Here is a 16,549-nt window from a genome sequence, read left to right as displayed (position 1 = left end):
CGCGTATGACCGCGAACCTGGGTACCCCGCCCCCCTATCCGCAGGGGCACGACCTCCTGGCCGGGCGCAGCGCCGTCGTCACCGCGGCGGCGGGCGCCGGCATCGGCGGCGCCACCGCGCGCCGGCTGCTGGAGGAGGGGGCGAGCATCGTCATCGGCGACGCGCACCCCCGCCGGATCAAGGAGTCCGCCGAGGCGCTGGCAGCGGAGTTCGGCGCGGACCGGGTGGCCGGCCTCGCCTGCGACGTGACCAGCGAGGACGACGTCAGCGCGCTGTTCGACCTCGCAGAGGAGCGGCACGGACGGCTCGACATCCTCGTCAACAACGCGGGCCTCGGCGGGACCACCGAGCTCGTCGACATGACGGACGAGCAGTGGTCCAAGGTCCTCGACGTCACCCTCGGCGGCACGTTCCGCTGCACCCGCGCCGCACTGCGCCGGATGCGGCGGGCCGGCAGCGGCGGCGTCATCGTCAACAACGCCTCCGTGGTGGGCTGGCGCGCCCAGGCCGGGCAGGCGCACTACGCCGCCGCCAAGGCGGGCGTCATGGCGCTCACCCGCTGCGCCGCCGTCGAGGCGGCCGCGTACGGGGTCAGGGTCAACGCGGTCTCGCCCAGCCTGGCCATGCACCCGCATCTCGCGAAGGTCACCACCCCCGAACTGCTCGCCGAACTGACCGAGCGGGAGGCCTACGGGCGGTACGCCGAACCGTGGGAGATCGCCAACGTGATCGTCTTCCTCGCCAGCGGCTACTCCTCGTACCTGACCGGCGAGACCGTGTCGGCCAGCAGCCAGCACGCGTGAGGCGAGAATGATCCGGTGCCGAAAAGCAGCCAGAGCAGCAAGAGCAGCAAGAAGACGACGATGACCGCCGCCCCCGAGCGCCGCGGCGAACTCCTGGCGACCGCGGCCGAGGTGTTCGCCGCGCAGGGCTACAACGCGACGACCGTCCGGCGGATCGCGGACGAGGCGGGCATGCTCGCGGGCAGCCTCTACTACCACTTCGACTCCAAGGAATCGATGGTCGACGAGATCCTCTCGACCTTCCTCAACGAACTGTGGGCCGGGTACGACGAGGTGCTGGCCGCCGGCCTCGGGCCCAGGGAGACCATCGAGGCCCTGGTCACGCAGTCCTTCAAGGAGATCGACCGGCACCGGGCGGCGGTGGCGATCTACCAGAAGGAAGCCAGACACCTGGCCGCCCAGCCGCGCTTCGGCTATCTCGCCGACTCGCAGGTGAAGTTCGAACGGGCCTGGCTGGGGACGCTGGAGCGCGGGGTGGCCGCCGGAGTCTTCCGCGCCGACCTCGACGTACGGCTCACCTACCGGTTCGTCCGCGACACCGTCTGGGTCGCGGCCTCCTGGTACCGGCCGGGCGGACAGCACAGCCCGGAGGAGATCGCCCGGCAGTACCTGTCGATGGTGCTGGACGGTGTGGCCGTCCGGAGCTGACGGGGACGGCCGACCGGGACGACCGATCTGGACAACCGGCATGGACAAAGCGACATTCGAGAAGGACACCGAGGAGTAGTCATGGCCGAGGCCTACATCGTCGAAGCGGTCCGCACCCCGATCGGCAGGCGCAAGGGCGGACTGTCCGCCGTGCACCCCGCCGACCTCGGCGCGCATGTCCTCAAGGCGCTCATGGAGCGTTCGGGAGCCGACCCGGCGGCGGTCGAGGACGTGGTGTTCGGCTGCCTGGACACCGTCGGCCCGCAGGCCGGCGACATCGCCAGGACGGCCTGGCTGGCGGCGGGCCTTCCCGAGGAGGTGCCGGGGGTGACCGTCGACCGGCAGTGCGGCTCCTCCCAGCAGGCCGTGCACTTCGCCGCCCAGGCGGTGCTCTCCGGCACCAGCGACCTGGTGGTCGCGGGCGGTACCCAGAACATGTCGATGATCCCGATCGCCTTCGCCAGCCGGCAGGCCGCCGACCCGCTCGGTCTCACCGAGGGCCCGTTCGCCGGCTCCGAGGGCTGGCGGGCCCGCTACGGCGACCAGCCCGTCAACCAGTTCCACGGCGCCGAGCTGATCGCCGACAAGTGGGGCATCACCCGCGAGGCGATGGAGGAGCTGGCACTGCGCTCCCACCAGCGGGCGCTGCGCGCCATCGACGAGGGCCGGTTCGACCGTGAACTCGTCGCGTACGGCGAGGTGACCACCGACGAGGGACCGCGCCGGGACACCAGCCTGGAGAAGATGGCGGCCCTCAAACCGGTGGTCGAGGGCGGCAGGATCACCGCCGCCGTCTCCTCGCAGGTCTCCGACGGCGCCTCGGCGCTGCTGATCGCCTCCGAGCGCGCGGTCGCCGAGCACGGGCTGACGCCGCGGGCCCGGATCCACCATCTGTCCTGCCGCGGCGAGGACCCGATCCGGATGCTGTCCGCGCCCATCCCCGCGACCGCGTACGCGCTGAAGAAGACCGGGCTGTCCATGGACGACATCGACCTGGTGGAGATCAACGAGGCCTTCGCCCCCGTCGTCCTCGCCTGGCTCAAGGAGACCGGCACCGACCCCGGGAAGGTCAACGTCAACGGCGGCGCCATCGCCCTGGGCCACCCGCTCGGTGCCACCGGCACCAAGCTGATGACGACTTTGCTGCACGAGCTGGAGCGCACCGGCGGCCGGTACGGCCTGCAGACCATGTGCGAGGGCGGCGGCCAGGCGAACGTCACCATCATCGAGCGGCTGTAGCGCCCGTTCCGGGGTAGCCCCGGGGCCGGGCAATTCGTTCGACGGCTTCCGGCCCCGGTGGCAGGCTTCCCGGTATGACGTCGACCTCCGCCGCGCCGCGTGACCTGCGCGCGCTCCCCAAGGCCCATCTGCACGTCCATCTGGAAAGCACCGTGCGGTGGCCGACCCTGGCGGAGATCGGCGCCGCGAACGGTGTGGAGATCCCCGCTCACCTGGTGGACGGCGGACACGCCTTCGAGAGCTTCGCGGACTTCTTCGCGCAGAACGACCTGGTCCGGTCGTGCCTCCGCCGGCCGGCGGACTTCCACCGGATCGCCTACGAGTTCTGCGAGGACGAGGCGGCCAACGGCACCCGCTACGCGGAGGTGTCCTTCACCGCGGCGGGCCACGGGGAACGGCTCGGCGATCTCGACATGCCGCTGGTGAGTGTGCTGGCAGGGCTGGCCGCGGGACAGGAAGCGTTCGGCATCGAGTGCCGGGTGCTGCTCGACCACTCCCGCCGCCGTTCGGTGGAGCGCGCCTGGCGCACCCTGGAACTCGCCGAACGCCACACCGGGGCCGGCGTGGTGGGCATCGGGGTCGCGGGTGACGAGGCGCACCCCGTCGAACCGTTCGCGGAGGTCTTCGTCGCCGCCCGTAAAGCCGGACTGCACATCGTGCACCACGCGGGCGAGGCCTGCGGTCCGGAGAGCATCCGCGCCGCCCTGGACATCGGGGGAGCCGAGCGGATCGGACACGGCATCCGGATCCTGGACGACGAGGCACTCGTCGCCGAGGTGCGGGAGCGGCGGATCCCGCTCGAGGTGTGCCCGTCGTCGAACGTCGCCCTCGGCTTCGCGGCGTCGCTGCGCGCGCACCCGCTGGAGCGGATGCGCGCGGCCGGGCTGTTCGTCACGCTCAGCACCGACATCCCGTCGATGATCAACGTGTCACTGGCCCGCGAGTACGAACTCGTCCGCGACGCCTTCGGCTACGACGACGAGGTGCTGGCCGAACTGGCCCGCGCCGGAGTGGACGCCTCGTTCGCGCCGGACGGCACCAAGGCGCGGCTGCGGGCGGAGATCGACGACTGGCTGACCCAGGACGCCTGACGGTCCCTGGGGATCGTGGCCTTACCGCACCGGCTCCCGGGGGAGCGCGCCGAGCGCCGCCCAGGCCTCCGCCATGATCCTGCCGACGAGTTCCGCGCACGACGGCAGGTCCTCGATCAGACCCGCGACCTGGCCCGAGGCCATCACCCCGAGGTCGGTACGGCCCTCGACCATCGACGCCTTGAGCATCATCGGGGTGTTGGCCGCCAGCAGCACCTGGCTCCAGGTCAGCTCCTTGCCGTGCTTCATCGCGAGACCGTCGCGGACCATCTGCCGCCAGCCGAGCCCGGAATCGTGCTTGAACGCCGCCGCGTGCCGCAGGGCGCGCAGCAGGGCGGCGGGCCGGCCCGAGCGCTCCAGGGCGTCGACCAGTTCCGAGCGCAGCATCCGGTGCGGCAGGCCGTCGACCTTGGTGGTGACGGTGACGTCCTTGACCGACGCCGCCAGGTAGCGGGCCTTCACCGCGTCCGGGACCGTGCTGTCCGAGGTGAGCAGGAAGCGGGTGCCCATCGCGATCCCGGCCGCCCCGTACGCCAGCGCGGCGACGAGCCCGCGGCCGTCGAAGAAACCGCCCGCCGCGATCACGGGGATGCCGACGGCATCGACCACCTGCGGGAGCAGCACCGTCGTCGCGACGTTCCCGGTGTGGCCGCCGCCCTCGCCGCCCTGCACCAGAACGGCGTCGGCGCCCCACGCCTCGACCTTCTCCGCGTGGCGGCGGGCCCCGATGGACGGGATGACGACCACGCCCGCGTCCTTGAGGCGGGCGATCAGGTCCCGGGACGGCGCGAGGGCGAAGGACGCGACCCGCACCCCCTCCTCGATCAGGATCCCGACCCGCTCCGGTGCGTCGCCCGCGTCCGCCCGCAGATTGACGCCGAACGGGGCGTCGGTCCGCGACCGGACCTCCCGTACGGCGGACCGGAGTTGCTCCGTCGTCATGGTGGCGGAGGCGAGTATGCCCAGCGCCCCGGCGTTCGCGGTGGCGGACACCAGCCGGGGGCCGGCCACCCAGCCCATACCGGTCTGCACGATCGGGTACCGCACACCGACCAGCTTGGTCAGCGGGGTCTCGAACGAGGCCGGGGTGTCGAACGAGGCCCGGGTGTCGAACGACGCGGGGGTCTCGAACGACGCGGGGGTCTCGTCGGGCGGCTCGCTCATGCCCGTACCTCGCGGTCCCGCAGGCCACGGGGGTCGATCACCTCGCGGATCAGCCGCAGTTCGGCGTCCGCCGGCTCGCGGGTGAACGGGACATCGGCGGGGATCACGAGCGGGAAGCCGGTGGCGTCCTGCACCTGTTCCGCCGATACCCCCGGGTGCAGGGAGCGGATCCGCATCGACCGGTCCGGGGTGTCGAAATCGAAGACGGCGAGGTCGGAGATGACCCGGCGGATCTCGTGGAACCGGGTCGCGGTCTTCCCGGCCGCCGCCGCGCGGTCGTAGCCGACGCCGCTGACCATGTCGACACGCGCGACGAAGACCCGGGACGAATGCCTCGGCACCCAGTAACTGGTCGGATTGTTGAGGGTGTTGACGGGTGCGCCCCGGGACCCCAGCAGCTGGCGCTTGGGCTGTTCCCAGTCGCCGATGCAGGAGATGTTCTGATTGCCGAACCGGTCCACCTGGCTGGCGCCCATCATCACGTGCCGCTTGCCACCGGTGACCATCGCCAGGTGCTGGCGGTACGGCAGCCAGCCCTCGATCAGCTCCGACGCGCCCCCGATCGCCGGGACGTCGCCGATCAGCATCGCCTCGCCGTCGGTGAGCAGCAGATCGGGCGAGAAGGTGAGCTTCGCCAGCCGGGCGCCGATCGCCGGCACGGTGCCCATCGGGCTGGCGAGGATCTCGCCGTCCCCGCGCCAGGCCTCGGCACACGCCACCACGCAGTACTCGGCGCGGGTCACACCCGATGTGTCCTTCGCGGTCATGCGCCCTCCTTCGCGAACGCCGCCACTGCGGCCTGGTAGGTGTCCTCGTCGCCGGACAGGAAGCGTTCGGTGAACTCCCGCCAGGCCGCGGGGTCGGCGGCGGCCTTGGCGTACGCGCTCTGGAACGCCTCGTCCCGGTCGTAGTCCGGGGCGCAGGAGGTGAAGTGCGCGCCGTTCGGGGTCTCGACGACGCCGGTGACCGAATGCCGCTTCACCAGCAGTGTCTGCGGCGCGCCCGCCTCCAGCAGCTCGGAGCTGCCGACGATGCGTTCGCAGCTGACGTACGCGGCGTCGGCCGCCTCGCAGAACAGGTCGTCGAAGTACGGGTCGGGGCCCAGGTACTGACCGTTGCCGAAGGCGTCGGCCCGGTTCAGGTGCACGAGCGCCGCGTCGAGCCGGAGGGCGGGCACAGCCACCAGCTCCTCGCCGTCCTCGTACGGGGAGACGACCGTCCGCAGGCCGGGGTTGACCCGCATGATGTCCGAGCCGAGCCCGGCCCGGATCGGCATGAAGGGCAGCCGGTGGACGGCGGCGGTCAGCCCCCACATGAACATCGCCTCGTCCAGCTCCGTCAGCTCGAAGGCGGCGCTCTCGCGGGCGGCCCGGAAGTGCGGTTCCAGCGGGATCGAGTCCAGGGTGGTGAAGGCGGCGACCAGTTTGCGGATCTTCCCGGCCGCGGCCAGCAGCCCGACGTCGGGGCCGCCGTAGGAGACCACGGTCAGGTCCGTGACGTCCGAGCGGAGCAGCGCCCGGATCAGCGCCATCGGCTTGCGGCGCGACCCCCAGCCGCCGATGCCGAGGGTCATCCCGCTCTCCAGCCGGCCGACGACCTGCTCGGCGGTCATGGTCTTGTCGGTACTCACCGCTCCTCCTTCACCGGTTGCCCGGGGGTGGTGGTCTTCTCCTGCTGCTCCGGTTGCTCCTGCTGCTCCGAGTTCGCCGAGTTCGCCGAGTTCGTCGACACGAACGCGTCCCGGTGCCGGTCGGCGAGCCCGCTGAGGTTGGCCTCGAAGGTGAAGCCCTGCTCGAAGCGGTAGCTGCGGCGGACGTCCACCGGGTCGATGCCGTTGATCGCGGCCTTGGCCAGCCGCAGCAACTCGCCGTCCTTGGCCGCCATTTCGCGGGCCAGCGCGAGCGCCGCGTCCAGCACCTTCTCGCGCGGCACGACCTCCCACACCGAGCCGTGCCGGTACAGCTCCTGGGCGGTCGCGGTGCGGGAGGTGAAGTACAGGGCGCGCATGAGGTGCTGCGGGACGAGCCGGGACAGGTGGGTGGCGGCTCCGAGCGCCCCGCGGTCCAGTTCCGGCAGTCCGAACGTCGCGTCGTCGCTGGCCACGATGGCGTCGGCGTTGCCCACCAGGCCGATGCCGCCGCCCAGGCAGAAGCCGTGCACGGCGGCGATGACCGGTACCTCGCAGTCGTAGACGGCGCCGAACGCCTCGGCACAGCCGCGGTTGGCGCCGATCAGCGCCTGGTGTCCGGGCGTGCGCTGCATCTCCTTGATGTCGACGCCCGCGTTGAAGCCGCGGCCCGCGGCGGTGAGCACGACACAGCGGACGGCCGGATCGGCGCCGGCCGCGCGCAGCGCGTCGGCCAGGTCGAACCACCCCTGTACGGGGAGGGCGTTGACGGGCGGGAAGTCGACGGTGATGACGGCGATTCCGTCTTGCGGGGCCGAGGTGGAGACACCCATGATGAGGATCAGCTACCTTTCCACCAAACATTTGTTAGGTAGAAGGTAGCAGCGGAACGAGCGCTGCGGGAGGTGCCAGTTGACGGTCACCGTCGATCTGTCCGGACGCGTCGCCGTCGTCACCGGCGGCACGAGAGGCGTCGGCGCGGGGATCGCCCGCGCCTTCCTGGAGGCGGGCGCGGAGGTGGTGGTCTGCGCGCGCCGCCCCCCTGACGAACCCGTCACGGCGGACGGCCGCACGGCCCGGTTCGTTCCCCTCGACCTGCGGGACCCCGGCTCCGTCGACGCGTTCTTCGCGCAGGTGAAGGACGACTGCGGGCGGCTCGACACCCTGGTCAACAACGTCGGCGGGACGCCGTTCCGGCTGCTCGCCGACGGCGGCGCCGCCCGGCACGCCCGGGTCCTCGAACTCAACCTCACCACTCCGCTGACCGCGTCACTGGCCGCTTACGAGGTGATGCGCGGTCAGCGGACCGGCGGCTCGATCCTCATGATCGGCAGCGTCAGCGGCGGCCGGCCGTCACCCGGGACCGCCGCCTACGGCGCCGCCAAGGCGGGCCTGGAGAGCCTCGCGCGGTCCATGGCCGTCGAATGGGCCCCGGCCGTACGCGTCAACACCCTGGTCCTCGGCATGGTCCGCACGGAGCTGTCCCATCTGCACTACGGGGACGACGCCGGTATCGCGGCCGTCGGCCGGACCGTGCCCGCCGGGCGGCTGGCCGAGCCCGGCGAGGTGGGGGACGCCTGTGTCTTCCTCGCCTCGGACCGCGCCGCGTACATCACCGGGGCGAGCCTGCTCGTGCACGGCGGTGGCGAGCGCCCGGCCTTCCTCGACGCCGCCACCGCCAACCGCGATCCGGACACTGCCTCGCCGTCGCCGTCGCCGTCGCCGGCACCTTCACCAGCACCTTCAACGTCCCCGTCCCCGTCCCCGTCCCCGTCAACCGCGAACAAGGAGAGCTGACATGACCGAAGCCGGAATCTGCGAGGGCCGGGTCGCCGTCGTCACCGGTGCGGGCCGCGGTCTCGGGCGCGCCCATGCGCTCGCCTTCGCCGCCGAGGGCGCGCGAGTCGTCGTGAACGACCTCGGGGTCGGTCTCGACGGCGCCGGGGGCTCGGCGGGTCCTGCCCAGCAGGTCGTCGACGAGATCCGCGCGCTGGGCGGCGAAGCGGTCGCCAACGGCGACGACATCGCCACCACGGCCGGGGCCGCGGCCCTGGTCGCCACCGCGATCGACACGTTCGGCCGGCTCGACACCCTCGTCAACAACGCCGGGTTCCTGCGCGACCGGATGCTCGTCAACCTCGACGAGGACGACTGGGACGCGGTGATGCGCGTCCATCTCAAGGGACATTTCCTGCCGCTGAAGCATGCCGCCGCGCACTGGCGTGCCGAGGCCAAGGCGGGCCGTACGCCGGATGCCCGGGTGGTCAACACCAGTTCCGGGGCAGGGCTGCTGGGCAGCGTCGGGCAGGGCAACTACTCGGCGGCGAAGGCCGGGATCATCGGCCTGACGCTCGTCGCCTCGGCCGAGATGGCCCGTTACGGCGTCCGCGTCAACGCCATCGCGCCCGCCGCCCGCACCCGGATGACCGAGCGGACCTTCGCCGGGACCATGGCCGCGCCAGAGGGCGACGCCTTCGACGCCATGGCGCCGGAGAACGTCTCCCCGCTGGTCGTCTGGCTCGGTTCCGGGGCCTCCGCCGCCGTCACCGGACGGGTCTTCGAGACCGAGGCGGGCCGGATCACCGTCATGGAGGGCTGGCGGCCGGGACCGACGGCGGACAAGGGCGCCCGCTGGACCCCGGCGGAGGCCGGCGAGACCGCCCTGAAGCTGCTGGCCGACTCCGAGCCCCCGCAGCCCGTCTACGGGGCGTGAAGATCCCGTCCGCTCCATGAAACGGTTCTGCGACAACGAGGGGCCGGTGATCCAACTCCGTCGGGAAAACGGCATAGTGGAGGCCGCCCCGGATGGGGGCATGACAAGAAACGTGCAAAAGCACGTACATGCACGTACATGGGGGAACAACTCAATGCCATTCATACGACGGTCCGCCCGAGCCGCGGCGGCGGTGACCGCGCTGCTCGCGCTCACCGCCACCGCGTGCGGCCCGGACGACAGCGACGCGGCGGCGAAGCCGACCGCGGCTGCCAGTACCTCGGCCAAGGCCGACACCGGTTCCGACGCCAAACTTCCGAACGGTCTGCCCACCAGCATCAAGGACCTGCAGAAGTGGCAGCAGGGCGACTGGAAGAACTGGGACAAGTGGGCGCGTGAGGCAGCCGACTTCGCCAACCCGGTCATCAAGGACCTCTGGAAGCCGTCCCGGATGTCCGGGGCGAAGGAGAACCAGAACACCGTCCAGTCGAACTTCGGCTCGGACCAGGGGACCACCGACCCCGCTCCGCGCCCGGTGGCGGCCAAGGAGGTCGCCCGCCCGTACCACCAGCACGCGGCACCGGTCGGCAAGATCTTCTTCGACAGCCCCGACGGCCCCAAGGTCTGCTCCGGCACCGTCGTCGACGACCCGGCGCACCCGGGCAAGTCGAACCTCGTCTGGACCGCCGGCCACTGCGTTCACAGCGGCTCCAGGGGCGGCTGGTACCGCAACATCATCTTCGTCCCGTCGTACAACGACAACGGGCTGTCCGCCTCCCGCGTCGACAGCTCCCCGCAGCGCAACATCACCCCGTACGGCGCTTGGTGGGCCGACTGGGTGCAGACGTCCTCGCAGTGGATCGCCACCGGCACCCACTCGGGCGGCGGCGGTTCGCCCTACGACTTCGCGGTGCTGCACGTCAAGCCGGAGAACGGCGGCGGCAAGTCCCTGCAGGAGACCGTCGGTGCTTCGCTGCCGGTGTGGTTCGGTGCCCCGTCGCCGACGCTCTTCAGCGGCATCGGCGCCTGGGGCTACCCGCAGGCGCCGCCGTACGACGGTGCGCGGATGTTCGACTGCATCGGCAAGCCTGGCCGGCTGTCGATGGGCGCGAGCATGCCGACCGAGTACCGGGTCGGCTGCACGATGACCGGTGGTTCCTCGGGCGGCGGCTGGTTCGCCACCATGCCGAACGGCAAGACGGCGCTGGTGTCGAACACGTCGATCGGCCCGTCCAACGACACCTGGCTGGCCGGCCCGCATCTGGGCCCCGAGGCACAGGGCGTCTACAACGCGATCAGCCGGAAGTTCGCCCGATAGCCCGATAGCCCGTTAGCAGCAGGCAGGACGGCTGCGGCGAGCACGGCGATCACGGCGGCAACGCGGTGAAGTGAAGTGAGTGAAGACGAGGCCCGCCCCCGGATTCCAGGGGGCGGGCCTCCGTGCGTCAGGTCCGGGTTCAGCTCTGACTCAGGTCGACGCCCGGGTAGAGCGGGAACCCGGCCAGCAGGTCGGCGGAGCGCCTGGCGACCTGGTCGGCCACGGCGGCGTCGAGCACATGGCTCGCCTTGGACGGAGCGCCGTTGGCGGTCGTGCCGGGGCGGGTGTTGGCCAGCACCGTGTCGATCAGGCCCGCGATCTCGTCCATCTCCTGCACACCGAGCCCGCGCGTGGTGAGCGCCGGGGTGCCGATGCGGACCCCGGACGTGTACCAGGCGCCGTTCGGGTCCTGCGGGACCGAGTTGCGGTTGGTGACGATGCCGGCGTCCAGCAGTGCGGCCTCGGCCTGGCGGCCGGTGAGCCCGTACCCGGAGACGTCGGCGAGCACCAGGTGGTTGTCGGTGCCGCCGGTGACGAGGGAGACGCCGCGCCGCAGCAGCCCCTCGGCCAGCGCGGACGCGTTGTCGACGATGCGCTGCGCGTAGTCGCGGAAGTCGGGCCTGCGCGCCTCGGCGAGTGCCACGGCCTTGGCGGCCATCACGTGCGGCAGCGGGCCGCCGAGCACCATGGGGCAGCCGCGGTCGACGTGCTCGGCCAGTTCGGCGTCGCACAGGACCATGCCGCCGCGCGGCCCGCGCAGCGACTTGTGGGTGGTGGTCGTGACGATGTTGGCGTGCGGCACCGGGTCGAAGTCGCCGGTGAGCACCTTGCCCGCGACCAGGCCGGCGAAGTGCGCCATGTCGACCATCAGCGTCGCGCCGACCTCATCGGCGATCTCCCGCATGATGCGGAAGTTGACCAGCCGCGGATAGGCGGAGTAGCCGGCGACCAGGATGAGCGGGCGGAACTCGCGCGCGGTCTCGCGCAGCGCGGCGTAGTCCAGCAGGCCGGTCGCCGGATCGGTGCCGTAGCTGCGCTGGTCGAACATCTTGCCCGAGATGTTGGGGCGGAAGCCGTGGGTGAGGTGGCCGCCCGCGTCGAGTGCCATGCCGAGCATCCGCTGGTCCCCGAGCTCGCGGCGCAGCGCCGCCCAGTCCTGCTCGGTCAGGTCGTTGACGTGCCGGACCTTGGCCCGCTCCAGCGCCGGGCTCTCCACCCGCTGGGCGAGCACGGACCAGAAGGCGACCAGGTTGGCGTCGATGCCGGAGTGCGGCTGGACGTAGGCGTGTGCCGCGCCGAACAGCTCGCGGGCGTGCTCGGCGGCGAGCGCCTCGACGGTGTCGACATTGCGGCAGCCCGCGTAGAAGCGGCGGCCGACCGTGCCCTCGGCGTACTTGTCGCTGAACCAGTTGCCCATGGTCAGCAGGACGGCGGGGGAGGCGTAGTTCTCGCTGGCGATGAGCTTGAGCTGGGCGCGCTGGTCCTCGATCTCGGCGCCGATGGCGTCCGCGACGCGCGGCTCGACGGCCCGGATGACGTCCAGCGCGCTGCGGAAGGCGGTGGATTCGGTCGATTCGCCGGGCTTGATGCTGAAGGACGACGGTTCTGCGGCCATGCGGGGCCTCCGGGACGAGAAGGGAAGGGCCCAGGCGCGCGGCAGCACATCGTCAGGAGACGGAGCCGCTCCCCGATGGTCGGTCCCATCCAAGCGCCAGTCACGGCTCACGCCGACCCTAGCAGCGCGGCCTGCGACGTGCCCGGTGCGGACTCAATCCGTCCGACTGCCGAGATAGCGGCGCAGCACCCGCTTGCACTCGGCGATCAGCGCCGGGTCGCCGTCCGGGTCGGTGCGGAAGGCCAGCCGCAGTACGGCGTCGGCGCACTCCAGGGCGACGCGGCCGGCCAGCCGGGAGGCGGCGGGGTCCAGCAGCCCGCCGGTGAGGGCCCACAGCCGGTCGGCGACCGCGGTGTTGTTGTCGATCTCGGTGTCGAGCAGATGCCGGGCGGTGGGGTCCTCGCGGCCCACGGCGCCGAAGTCGACGACCCCGAATCCCGGCACCGCCCGCCGCATCGCGACGAACTCCTCGACGGCCAGATCCACCAGGGTGCCGATGTCACGGGGGGACTCGGCCGCGATCCGCCGGGACAGCCGGTCGGTGTAGCGCTCCAGATTGCGGGTGGCGAGCGCGCCGAGCAGCCCGTCCTTGCCGGGAAAGAACTGGTAGAGGGTGCCGATCGGCACCTCCGCCCGGCGGGCCACCTCCTTGGTCGTGAGCGCGGTGTAGCCGACCTCGTCGAGCAGGACGGCGCAGGCGCTGAGGATGCGCTCGACGCGCTCGGCGCTGCGCCGCTGCACCGGATTGCGGCGGACGGCGGTGGACGCGGGGCCGGGGCCGGTAGTGGTTGCGGTGGTGGGGGCTGCGGCTGGTCCGGCGAGGGGGGCGGCGTCCTGCGTCTGTTCCTGCATGGGGGCCACTCTGCCGGATCCCGTTCGCGATCGGCGATCGGCAACCGGTTGGGGTCGTGTATTGCGTACCCGGGTCCGCTGAGTGGAACAGACGTCGACAGACCGTTCCTGGCGTTTGACGCTGTTACCCGCGGTCCGGCACCACCCGGGGAACGGGAGGAGGTCTGGCTGCTGGTGTTCCGCGGCACAGGGCGGCGGAACGTGGTCCCGGGCTCGCCCGGGGACGGGGGAAATGACATGCGTAAGCGATTCCTGTTCGCGGTGCTGGCGGCCTCGGCCGCCACCGGACTGGTGACGTCCGGCGCCGCGTCGGCCGGCACCGACACCGCCTCGGCCGGACCGCGTGTGGTCGATGTGACGTCGGTGGCGCAGATCCCGACAGTGCGGAGCGGCTCTGCTGTCGTGGTGCAGCCTCATCAGGTCTTCCGGCTGACCATGACCAACAACAAGGGCGGCCAGTGCCTGGACGGGGACGCCACCCAGGTCCCGGCCAACGGGGCCAGGGTGCAATTGTGGGCCTGTAACGGCCGGAGCAATCAGACCTGGCTCTGGACGCCCGCTGTCGGGCGGCCGACTGGCTTCTACACCATCCAGAACGCCGATGGCAACGAGTGTCTGGACGGGGACGTCACCCAGATCCCGGCCAACGGGGCCAGAGTGCAGCTCTGGGCGTGCAACGGCTTCACCAACCAGACCTGGGCCTGGCACGGCTCCACGCTGACCAACGTCAACGGTGGCCAGTGTCTGGACGGGGACGCCACGCAGATCCCGGCCAACGGGGCCAGGGTGCAGCTCTGGGCCTGCAACGGCTTCACCAACCAGGCTTGGACGACTCACTAGAGCCTGTGCGATGTCGTGATCGGTCGGCTGTCTGCAGGACGATGTTGTCGGGGGTGCCTGCGGGAACGTCGGGCCAGCTGAATGCGGTGCCCCTGACAGTCGGGATGGAGCCGGGGGTGCGGCCGGCTGCGGCGAGCTGCTCGGCGGAGAAGCTGTCGTTGGCCAGACCGGAGACGGACGTCTCGAATCCGGCGCCGGCGTTCAGGGCCGGCCCCTCGGGCCAGGTTGTCCTCGACGGTCGCGAGGCTCGCGCCACCGGGCAGGAAGCCGCTCGTCCGTGACTGCCTTCATTTCGTGACACCTCCGATGGGACGCCTGAAGTGGCGCTGCAAGGTGGCGGTGAGGCAGGTGCGGCGGCGCCGCGAGGGCGGCAGGGCGCCGAGACTCCACGGGACGGGAGGGTCACGCCTCGCGGAGCAGATGCACCATCCGGCTCGCGTAGTCCTCAGGTGGGAGCGCCAGGGGGAGCCCGTGGGTCAGCAGGACGGCGCCGTGGTGCGACTCCCCGCTGGCCGCGTCGCGGTACCGGGCCGCCGGGTCCAGTCCGCGCAGCGGCAGCGGTCGGTCCGGTTGTGCCAGGTGGGCGGAGCAGCGGAAGGCCAGCACGGCGGTGGCACTTCCGCCCGCGTCGACGTACTGGATGCCGCAGAGGTCCCCGCCCGGCGGGCGCAGGCGGAACTGCAGTCCGTGCTGCACCAGTGGCCGGATCTCCTGGTAGTCGCGGACCAGTTCGCCTGCCCGGGTGAGTTCGGCCTCGCTCCACCGCGCGAGGTCGCCGCCGATGGCCAGTACGCCCGCCATCGCGACGTGGAACCGGAAGTCCAGCGGTATCCGGCGCTTGGTCAGCGGGTTGGGGCTGTCGGTGACCCAGGTGCCCATGACCCGTGCGGGGTAGAGCTGGGAGAAGCCGTGCTGGATGGTGAGGCGGTCTCGCGCGTCGGTGTTGTCGGAGGTCCACACCTGGTCGGCGCGGGCCAGGATGCCGAGGTCCAGGCGGCCGCCGCCACCGCTGCAGGCCTCGAACCGGACGTCCGGGTGGTCGGCCCGCAGCCGGTCCAGGACGGCGTACAGGTTGCGGGTGTGGTCCAGCCAGAGCCGTTCCGGATCGGGACCCGCGTCGGGCCAGCCGGCCTCGGTGACGGGCCGGTTCATGTCCCACTTGACGAAGTCGACGGCGTTCTCGGCCAGCAACCGGTTCATCCGGTCGTGCAGCCAGTGGGCCACGTCGGGGCGGGCCAGGTTGAGTACCAGTTGGTTGCGGTGCTCGGTCCGGCGCCGGTGCGGTTGGTGCAGTACCCAGTCCGGGTGCGCCCGGTAGAGGTCGCTGTCGGGGTTGACCATCTCCGGTTCCACCCAGATGCCGAAGCGCATGCCGAGGCTGTGCACCTTCGCGATGAGCGGTTTGAGGCCATCGGGGAAGCGGTCCGGGTTGGGGTCCCAGTCACCCAGTCCGGCCGCGTCATGGGTGCGGGCACCGAACCACCCGTCGTCCATGACGAACAACTCCACACCGAGTGCCGCGGCCCGCTCCGCGAGCATCGACTGGCCCGCCATGCTGAGGTCGAACTCGGTGGCCTCCCACGAGTTGTACAGAACCGGCCGGACCTCCTCGGGGTGCGGCAGTACGTGCGCCAGCTGGTAGTGGTGCCACACCCGGCTGGCGGCGCCGAACCCGCCCTCGGTGTAGGCGGCCGCACAGTACGGGGTCACCAGCTCCGCTCCCGGGTCCAGCCGGCGGACGGTCGGCGCATGCCCGGCGCCCGCCGACAGGGTGACGCGCTCGGTGGGCAGCCGTTGCACCGTCAGCTCCCAGCTGCCGCTCCAGGCCAGCGCGCAGCTGTAGACCGCACCGTGTTCCTCGGCGGCGGTTCCGTCGTCGATCATCACCCAGGGGTTGGCCTGGTGGCTCGTGATGCCCCGGCGGCTGCTCAGCAGCGTCTCGCCGTAGGCGAGTGCGGTCCGGTGCAGCTGGGTCTCGGCGGCCCACCGGCCGTGCACATGGCTGAGCCGGTAGTCGTCGAGCCGGGGCAGTACCCAGGTCGCCGAGTGGGCGCGGACGACCTCGATCGGATCGTCGCCAGCGGTCCCGGTGTGGCGCAGCACCAGTCGGCGCTCCATCACCTCGGTGTCGGAGCGGACCCGGAAGCGGACTTCGACCGTGAGCGGGTAGTGCCGGTCGGTGAAGCTCAGCGCCAGCTCCGCGCCGTCCTCGCGGTCGGTCACCCGGTGGTCCGCAAAGCGCAGTTCGAGATCGCGGGTGCCGTCGGCGAACCGGATCTGAAGCCCGGCGTGGCCGAAGAGCATGGCGCCGGCGTCGCTCAGGTCGAGCGTTCCGTCGGCGGGGTCCTCGAACGCCCGGTATCCGGGCGGCGGGCGGTCCAGCAGGGTGGCGGCCTGCTCCAGGGTGAGCTGCGACCCCCAGTGCGGGCTGCGCAGGCGGTCCTCCTCGTCCAGGTGCAGGACGTAGCAGGACGAGGCCCCGGACAGGACCCACAGTCGGCGCGAGGAGTCGTGGGCGACGAGGGACGGCATGAGAACCCTTCCGTTCGGGCATGGGGTGGCTGCACCGCGGCCGCGCCCGCGCAGGCGGAGCGGACCTGTGCGGCGCCGGTACGTGACAACCGGGGGAATGGTGCGGC

Annotated in this window: 15 protein-coding genes and 1 riboswitch; of the genes, 8 read left to right on the top strand and 7 right to left on the bottom strand. The window is 71.8% G+C overall.

Annotation, left to right across the window (positions count from 1 at the left end):
- The first annotated feature begins 5 nt into the window (after nucleotides 1–5).
- From LNW73_RS01410 to add, 4 genes are all read left to right on the top strand, one after another.
- Entirely contained in the window at nucleotides 6–803 is a 798-nt protein-coding gene (locus LNW73_RS01410; RefSeq protein WP_250988515.1) for an SDR family oxidoreductase, read from the top strand.
- 60 nt (nucleotides 804–863) lie between these two features.
- Complete coding sequence (locus tag LNW73_RS01405; RefSeq protein ID WP_138354248.1) at nucleotides 864–1,451, top strand: TetR/AcrR family transcriptional regulator; 588 nt, start codon at nucleotides 864–866, stop codon at nucleotides 1,449–1,451.
- Between the two features lie 81 nt (nucleotides 1,452–1,532).
- Nucleotides 1,533–2,690, top strand: a complete 1,158-nt coding sequence (locus tag LNW73_RS01400; protein ID WP_250979122.1) for an acetyl-CoA C-acetyltransferase — start codon at nucleotides 1,533–1,535, stop codon at nucleotides 2,688–2,690.
- A 74-nt stretch (nucleotides 2,691–2,764) separates the two neighbouring features.
- Nucleotides 2,765–3,781, top strand: a complete 1,017-nt coding sequence (gene add / locus LNW73_RS01395) for an adenosine deaminase (RefSeq protein WP_250988514.1) — start codon at nucleotides 2,765–2,767, stop codon at nucleotides 3,779–3,781.
- A gap of 21 nt (nucleotides 3,782–3,802) precedes the next feature.
- Here add and LNW73_RS01390 read toward each other — a convergent pair whose 3' ends face one another.
- From LNW73_RS01390 to LNW73_RS01375, 4 genes are read right to left on the bottom strand one after another with little or no spacing between them, the layout of a single operon-like run.
- Nucleotides 3,803–4,945, bottom strand: coding sequence for an NAD(P)H-dependent flavin oxidoreductase (locus LNW73_RS01390; RefSeq protein WP_250988513.1), 1,143 nt, complete (start codon nucleotides 4,943–4,945; stop codon nucleotides 3,803–3,805).
- Nucleotides 4,942–5,712: a CoA-transferase subunit beta gene (locus tag LNW73_RS01385; RefSeq protein ID WP_250988512.1), complete on the bottom strand. Its 771-nt coding sequence runs from the start codon at nucleotides 5,710–5,712 to the stop codon at nucleotides 4,942–4,944. Before LNW73_RS01385 ends, LNW73_RS01390 begins: the two co-directional genes overlap by 4 nt.
- The gene (locus tag LNW73_RS01380; protein ID WP_250992769.1) at nucleotides 5,709–6,557 is read right to left on the bottom strand and encodes a CoA transferase subunit A; all 849 of its coding nucleotides are present in this window, start codon (nucleotides 6,555–6,557) and stop codon (nucleotides 5,709–5,711) included. The genes LNW73_RS01385 and LNW73_RS01380 overlap by 4 nt, the downstream gene beginning before the upstream one ends.
- Before the next feature lie 14 nt (nucleotides 6,558–6,571).
- Nucleotides 6,572–7,405 carry an enoyl-CoA hydratase family protein gene (locus LNW73_RS01375; protein ID WP_250988511.1) on the bottom strand — a complete coding sequence of 278 codons (834 nt, stop codon included), beginning with the start codon at nucleotides 7,403–7,405 and terminating at the stop codon, nucleotides 6,572–6,574.
- A 79-nt stretch (nucleotides 7,406–7,484) separates the two neighbouring features.
- Here LNW73_RS01375 and LNW73_RS01370 point away from each other — a divergent pair, with 79 nt between their 5' ends.
- From LNW73_RS01370 to LNW73_RS01360, 3 genes are all read left to right on the top strand, one after another.
- Nucleotides 7,485–8,369 carry an SDR family oxidoreductase gene (locus LNW73_RS01370; RefSeq protein WP_250988510.1) on the top strand — a complete coding sequence of 295 codons (885 nt, stop codon included), beginning with the start codon at nucleotides 7,485–7,487 and terminating at the stop codon, nucleotides 8,367–8,369.
- Between the two features lies 1 nt (nucleotide 8,370).
- Nucleotides 8,371–9,285: an SDR family oxidoreductase gene (locus tag LNW73_RS01365; RefSeq protein WP_250988509.1), complete on the top strand. Its 915-nt coding sequence runs from the start codon at nucleotides 8,371–8,373 to the stop codon at nucleotides 9,283–9,285.
- A gap of 154 nt (nucleotides 9,286–9,439) precedes the next feature.
- Nucleotides 9,440–10,603 (top strand): trypsin-like serine peptidase, encoded by a 1,164-nt coding sequence (locus LNW73_RS01360; protein WP_250988508.1) that lies wholly within the window; start codon nucleotides 9,440–9,442, stop codon nucleotides 10,601–10,603.
- Between the two features lie 139 nt (nucleotides 10,604–10,742).
- On the opposite strand, the gene LNW73_RS01355 is transcribed toward LNW73_RS01360, so the two are convergent.
- Nucleotides 10,743–12,218, bottom strand: a complete 1,476-nt coding sequence (locus tag LNW73_RS01355) for a glycine hydroxymethyltransferase (RefSeq protein WP_250988507.1) — start codon at nucleotides 12,216–12,218, stop codon at nucleotides 10,743–10,745.
- Between the two features lie 21 nt (nucleotides 12,219–12,239).
- Nucleotides 12,240–12,332, bottom strand: a riboswitch (ZMP/ZTP riboswitch).
- Between the two features lie 39 nt (nucleotides 12,333–12,371).
- Nucleotides 12,372–13,070, bottom strand: a complete 699-nt coding sequence (locus LNW73_RS01350; protein WP_250988506.1) for a TetR/AcrR family transcriptional regulator — start codon at nucleotides 13,068–13,070, stop codon at nucleotides 12,372–12,374.
- A 237-nt stretch (nucleotides 13,071–13,307) separates the two neighbouring features.
- Between LNW73_RS01350 and LNW73_RS01345 the strand changes: the two genes are divergently transcribed.
- Nucleotides 13,308–13,910, top strand: coding sequence for an RICIN domain-containing protein (locus tag LNW73_RS01345; protein ID WP_250979132.1), 603 nt, complete (start codon nucleotides 13,308–13,310; stop codon nucleotides 13,908–13,910).
- Between the two features lie 402 nt (nucleotides 13,911–14,312).
- Here LNW73_RS01345 and LNW73_RS01340 read toward each other — a convergent pair whose 3' ends face one another.
- Complete coding sequence (locus LNW73_RS01340) at nucleotides 14,313–16,442, bottom strand: alpha-galactosidase (RefSeq protein ID WP_250988505.1); 2,130 nt, start codon at nucleotides 16,440–16,442, stop codon at nucleotides 14,313–14,315.
- Between the last annotated feature and the right edge of the window lie 107 nt (nucleotides 16,443–16,549).

Source organism: Streptomyces sp. RKAG337 (genome assembly GCF_023701715.1).
Taxonomy (GTDB): domain Bacteria; phylum Actinomycetota; class Actinomycetes; order Streptomycetales; family Streptomycetaceae; genus Actinacidiphila.
This window is presented reverse-complemented; position numbering and strand designations above follow the sequence as displayed.

Bases quoted from the DNA above. Each gene is read 5' to 3' on its own strand.
- LNW73_RS01410 (WP_250988515.1), top strand. From the start codon at position 6: ATGACCGCGAACCTGGGTACCCCGCCCCCCTATCCGCAGGGGCACGAC.
- LNW73_RS01405 (WP_138354248.1), top strand. From the start codon at position 864: ATGACCGCCGCCCCCGAGCGCCGCGGCGAACTCCTGGCGACCGCGGCC.
- LNW73_RS01400 (WP_250979122.1), top strand. From the start codon at position 1,533: ATGGCCGAGGCCTACATCGTCGAAGCGGTCCGCACCCCGATCGGCAGG.
- add (WP_250988514.1), top strand. From the start codon at position 2,765: ATGACGTCGACCTCCGCCGCGCCGCGTGACCTGCGCGCGCTCCCCAAG.
- LNW73_RS01390 (WP_250988513.1), bottom strand. From the start codon at position 4,945: ATGAGCGAGCCGCCCGACGAGACCCCCGCGTCGTTCGAGACCCCCGCG.
- LNW73_RS01385 (WP_250988512.1), bottom strand. From the start codon at position 5,712: ATGACCGCGAAGGACACATCGGGTGTGACCCGCGCCGAGTACTGCGTG.
- LNW73_RS01380 (WP_250992769.1), bottom strand. From the start codon at position 6,557: ATGACCGCCGAGCAGGTCGTCGGCCGGCTGGAGAGCGGGATGACCCTC.
- LNW73_RS01375 (WP_250988511.1), bottom strand. From the start codon at position 7,405: ATGGGTGTCTCCACCTCGGCCCCGCAAGACGGAATCGCCGTCATCACC.
- LNW73_RS01365 (WP_250988509.1), top strand. From the start codon at position 8,371: ATGACCGAAGCCGGAATCTGCGAGGGCCGGGTCGCCGTCGTCACCGGT.
- LNW73_RS01360 (WP_250988508.1), top strand. From the start codon at position 9,440: ATGCCATTCATACGACGGTCCGCCCGAGCCGCGGCGGCGGTGACCGCG.
- LNW73_RS01355 (WP_250988507.1), bottom strand. From the start codon at position 12,218: ATGGCCGCAGAACCGTCGTCCTTCAGCATCAAGCCCGGCGAATCGACC.
- LNW73_RS01350 (WP_250988506.1), bottom strand. From the start codon at position 13,070: ATGCAGGAACAGACGCAGGACGCCGCCCCCCTCGCCGGACCAGCCGCA.
- LNW73_RS01345 (WP_250979132.1), top strand. From the start codon at position 13,308: ATGCGTAAGCGATTCCTGTTCGCGGTGCTGGCGGCCTCGGCCGCCACC.
- LNW73_RS01340 (WP_250988505.1), bottom strand. From the start codon at position 16,442: ATGCCGTCCCTCGTCGCCCACGACTCCTCGCGCCGACTGTGGGTCCTG.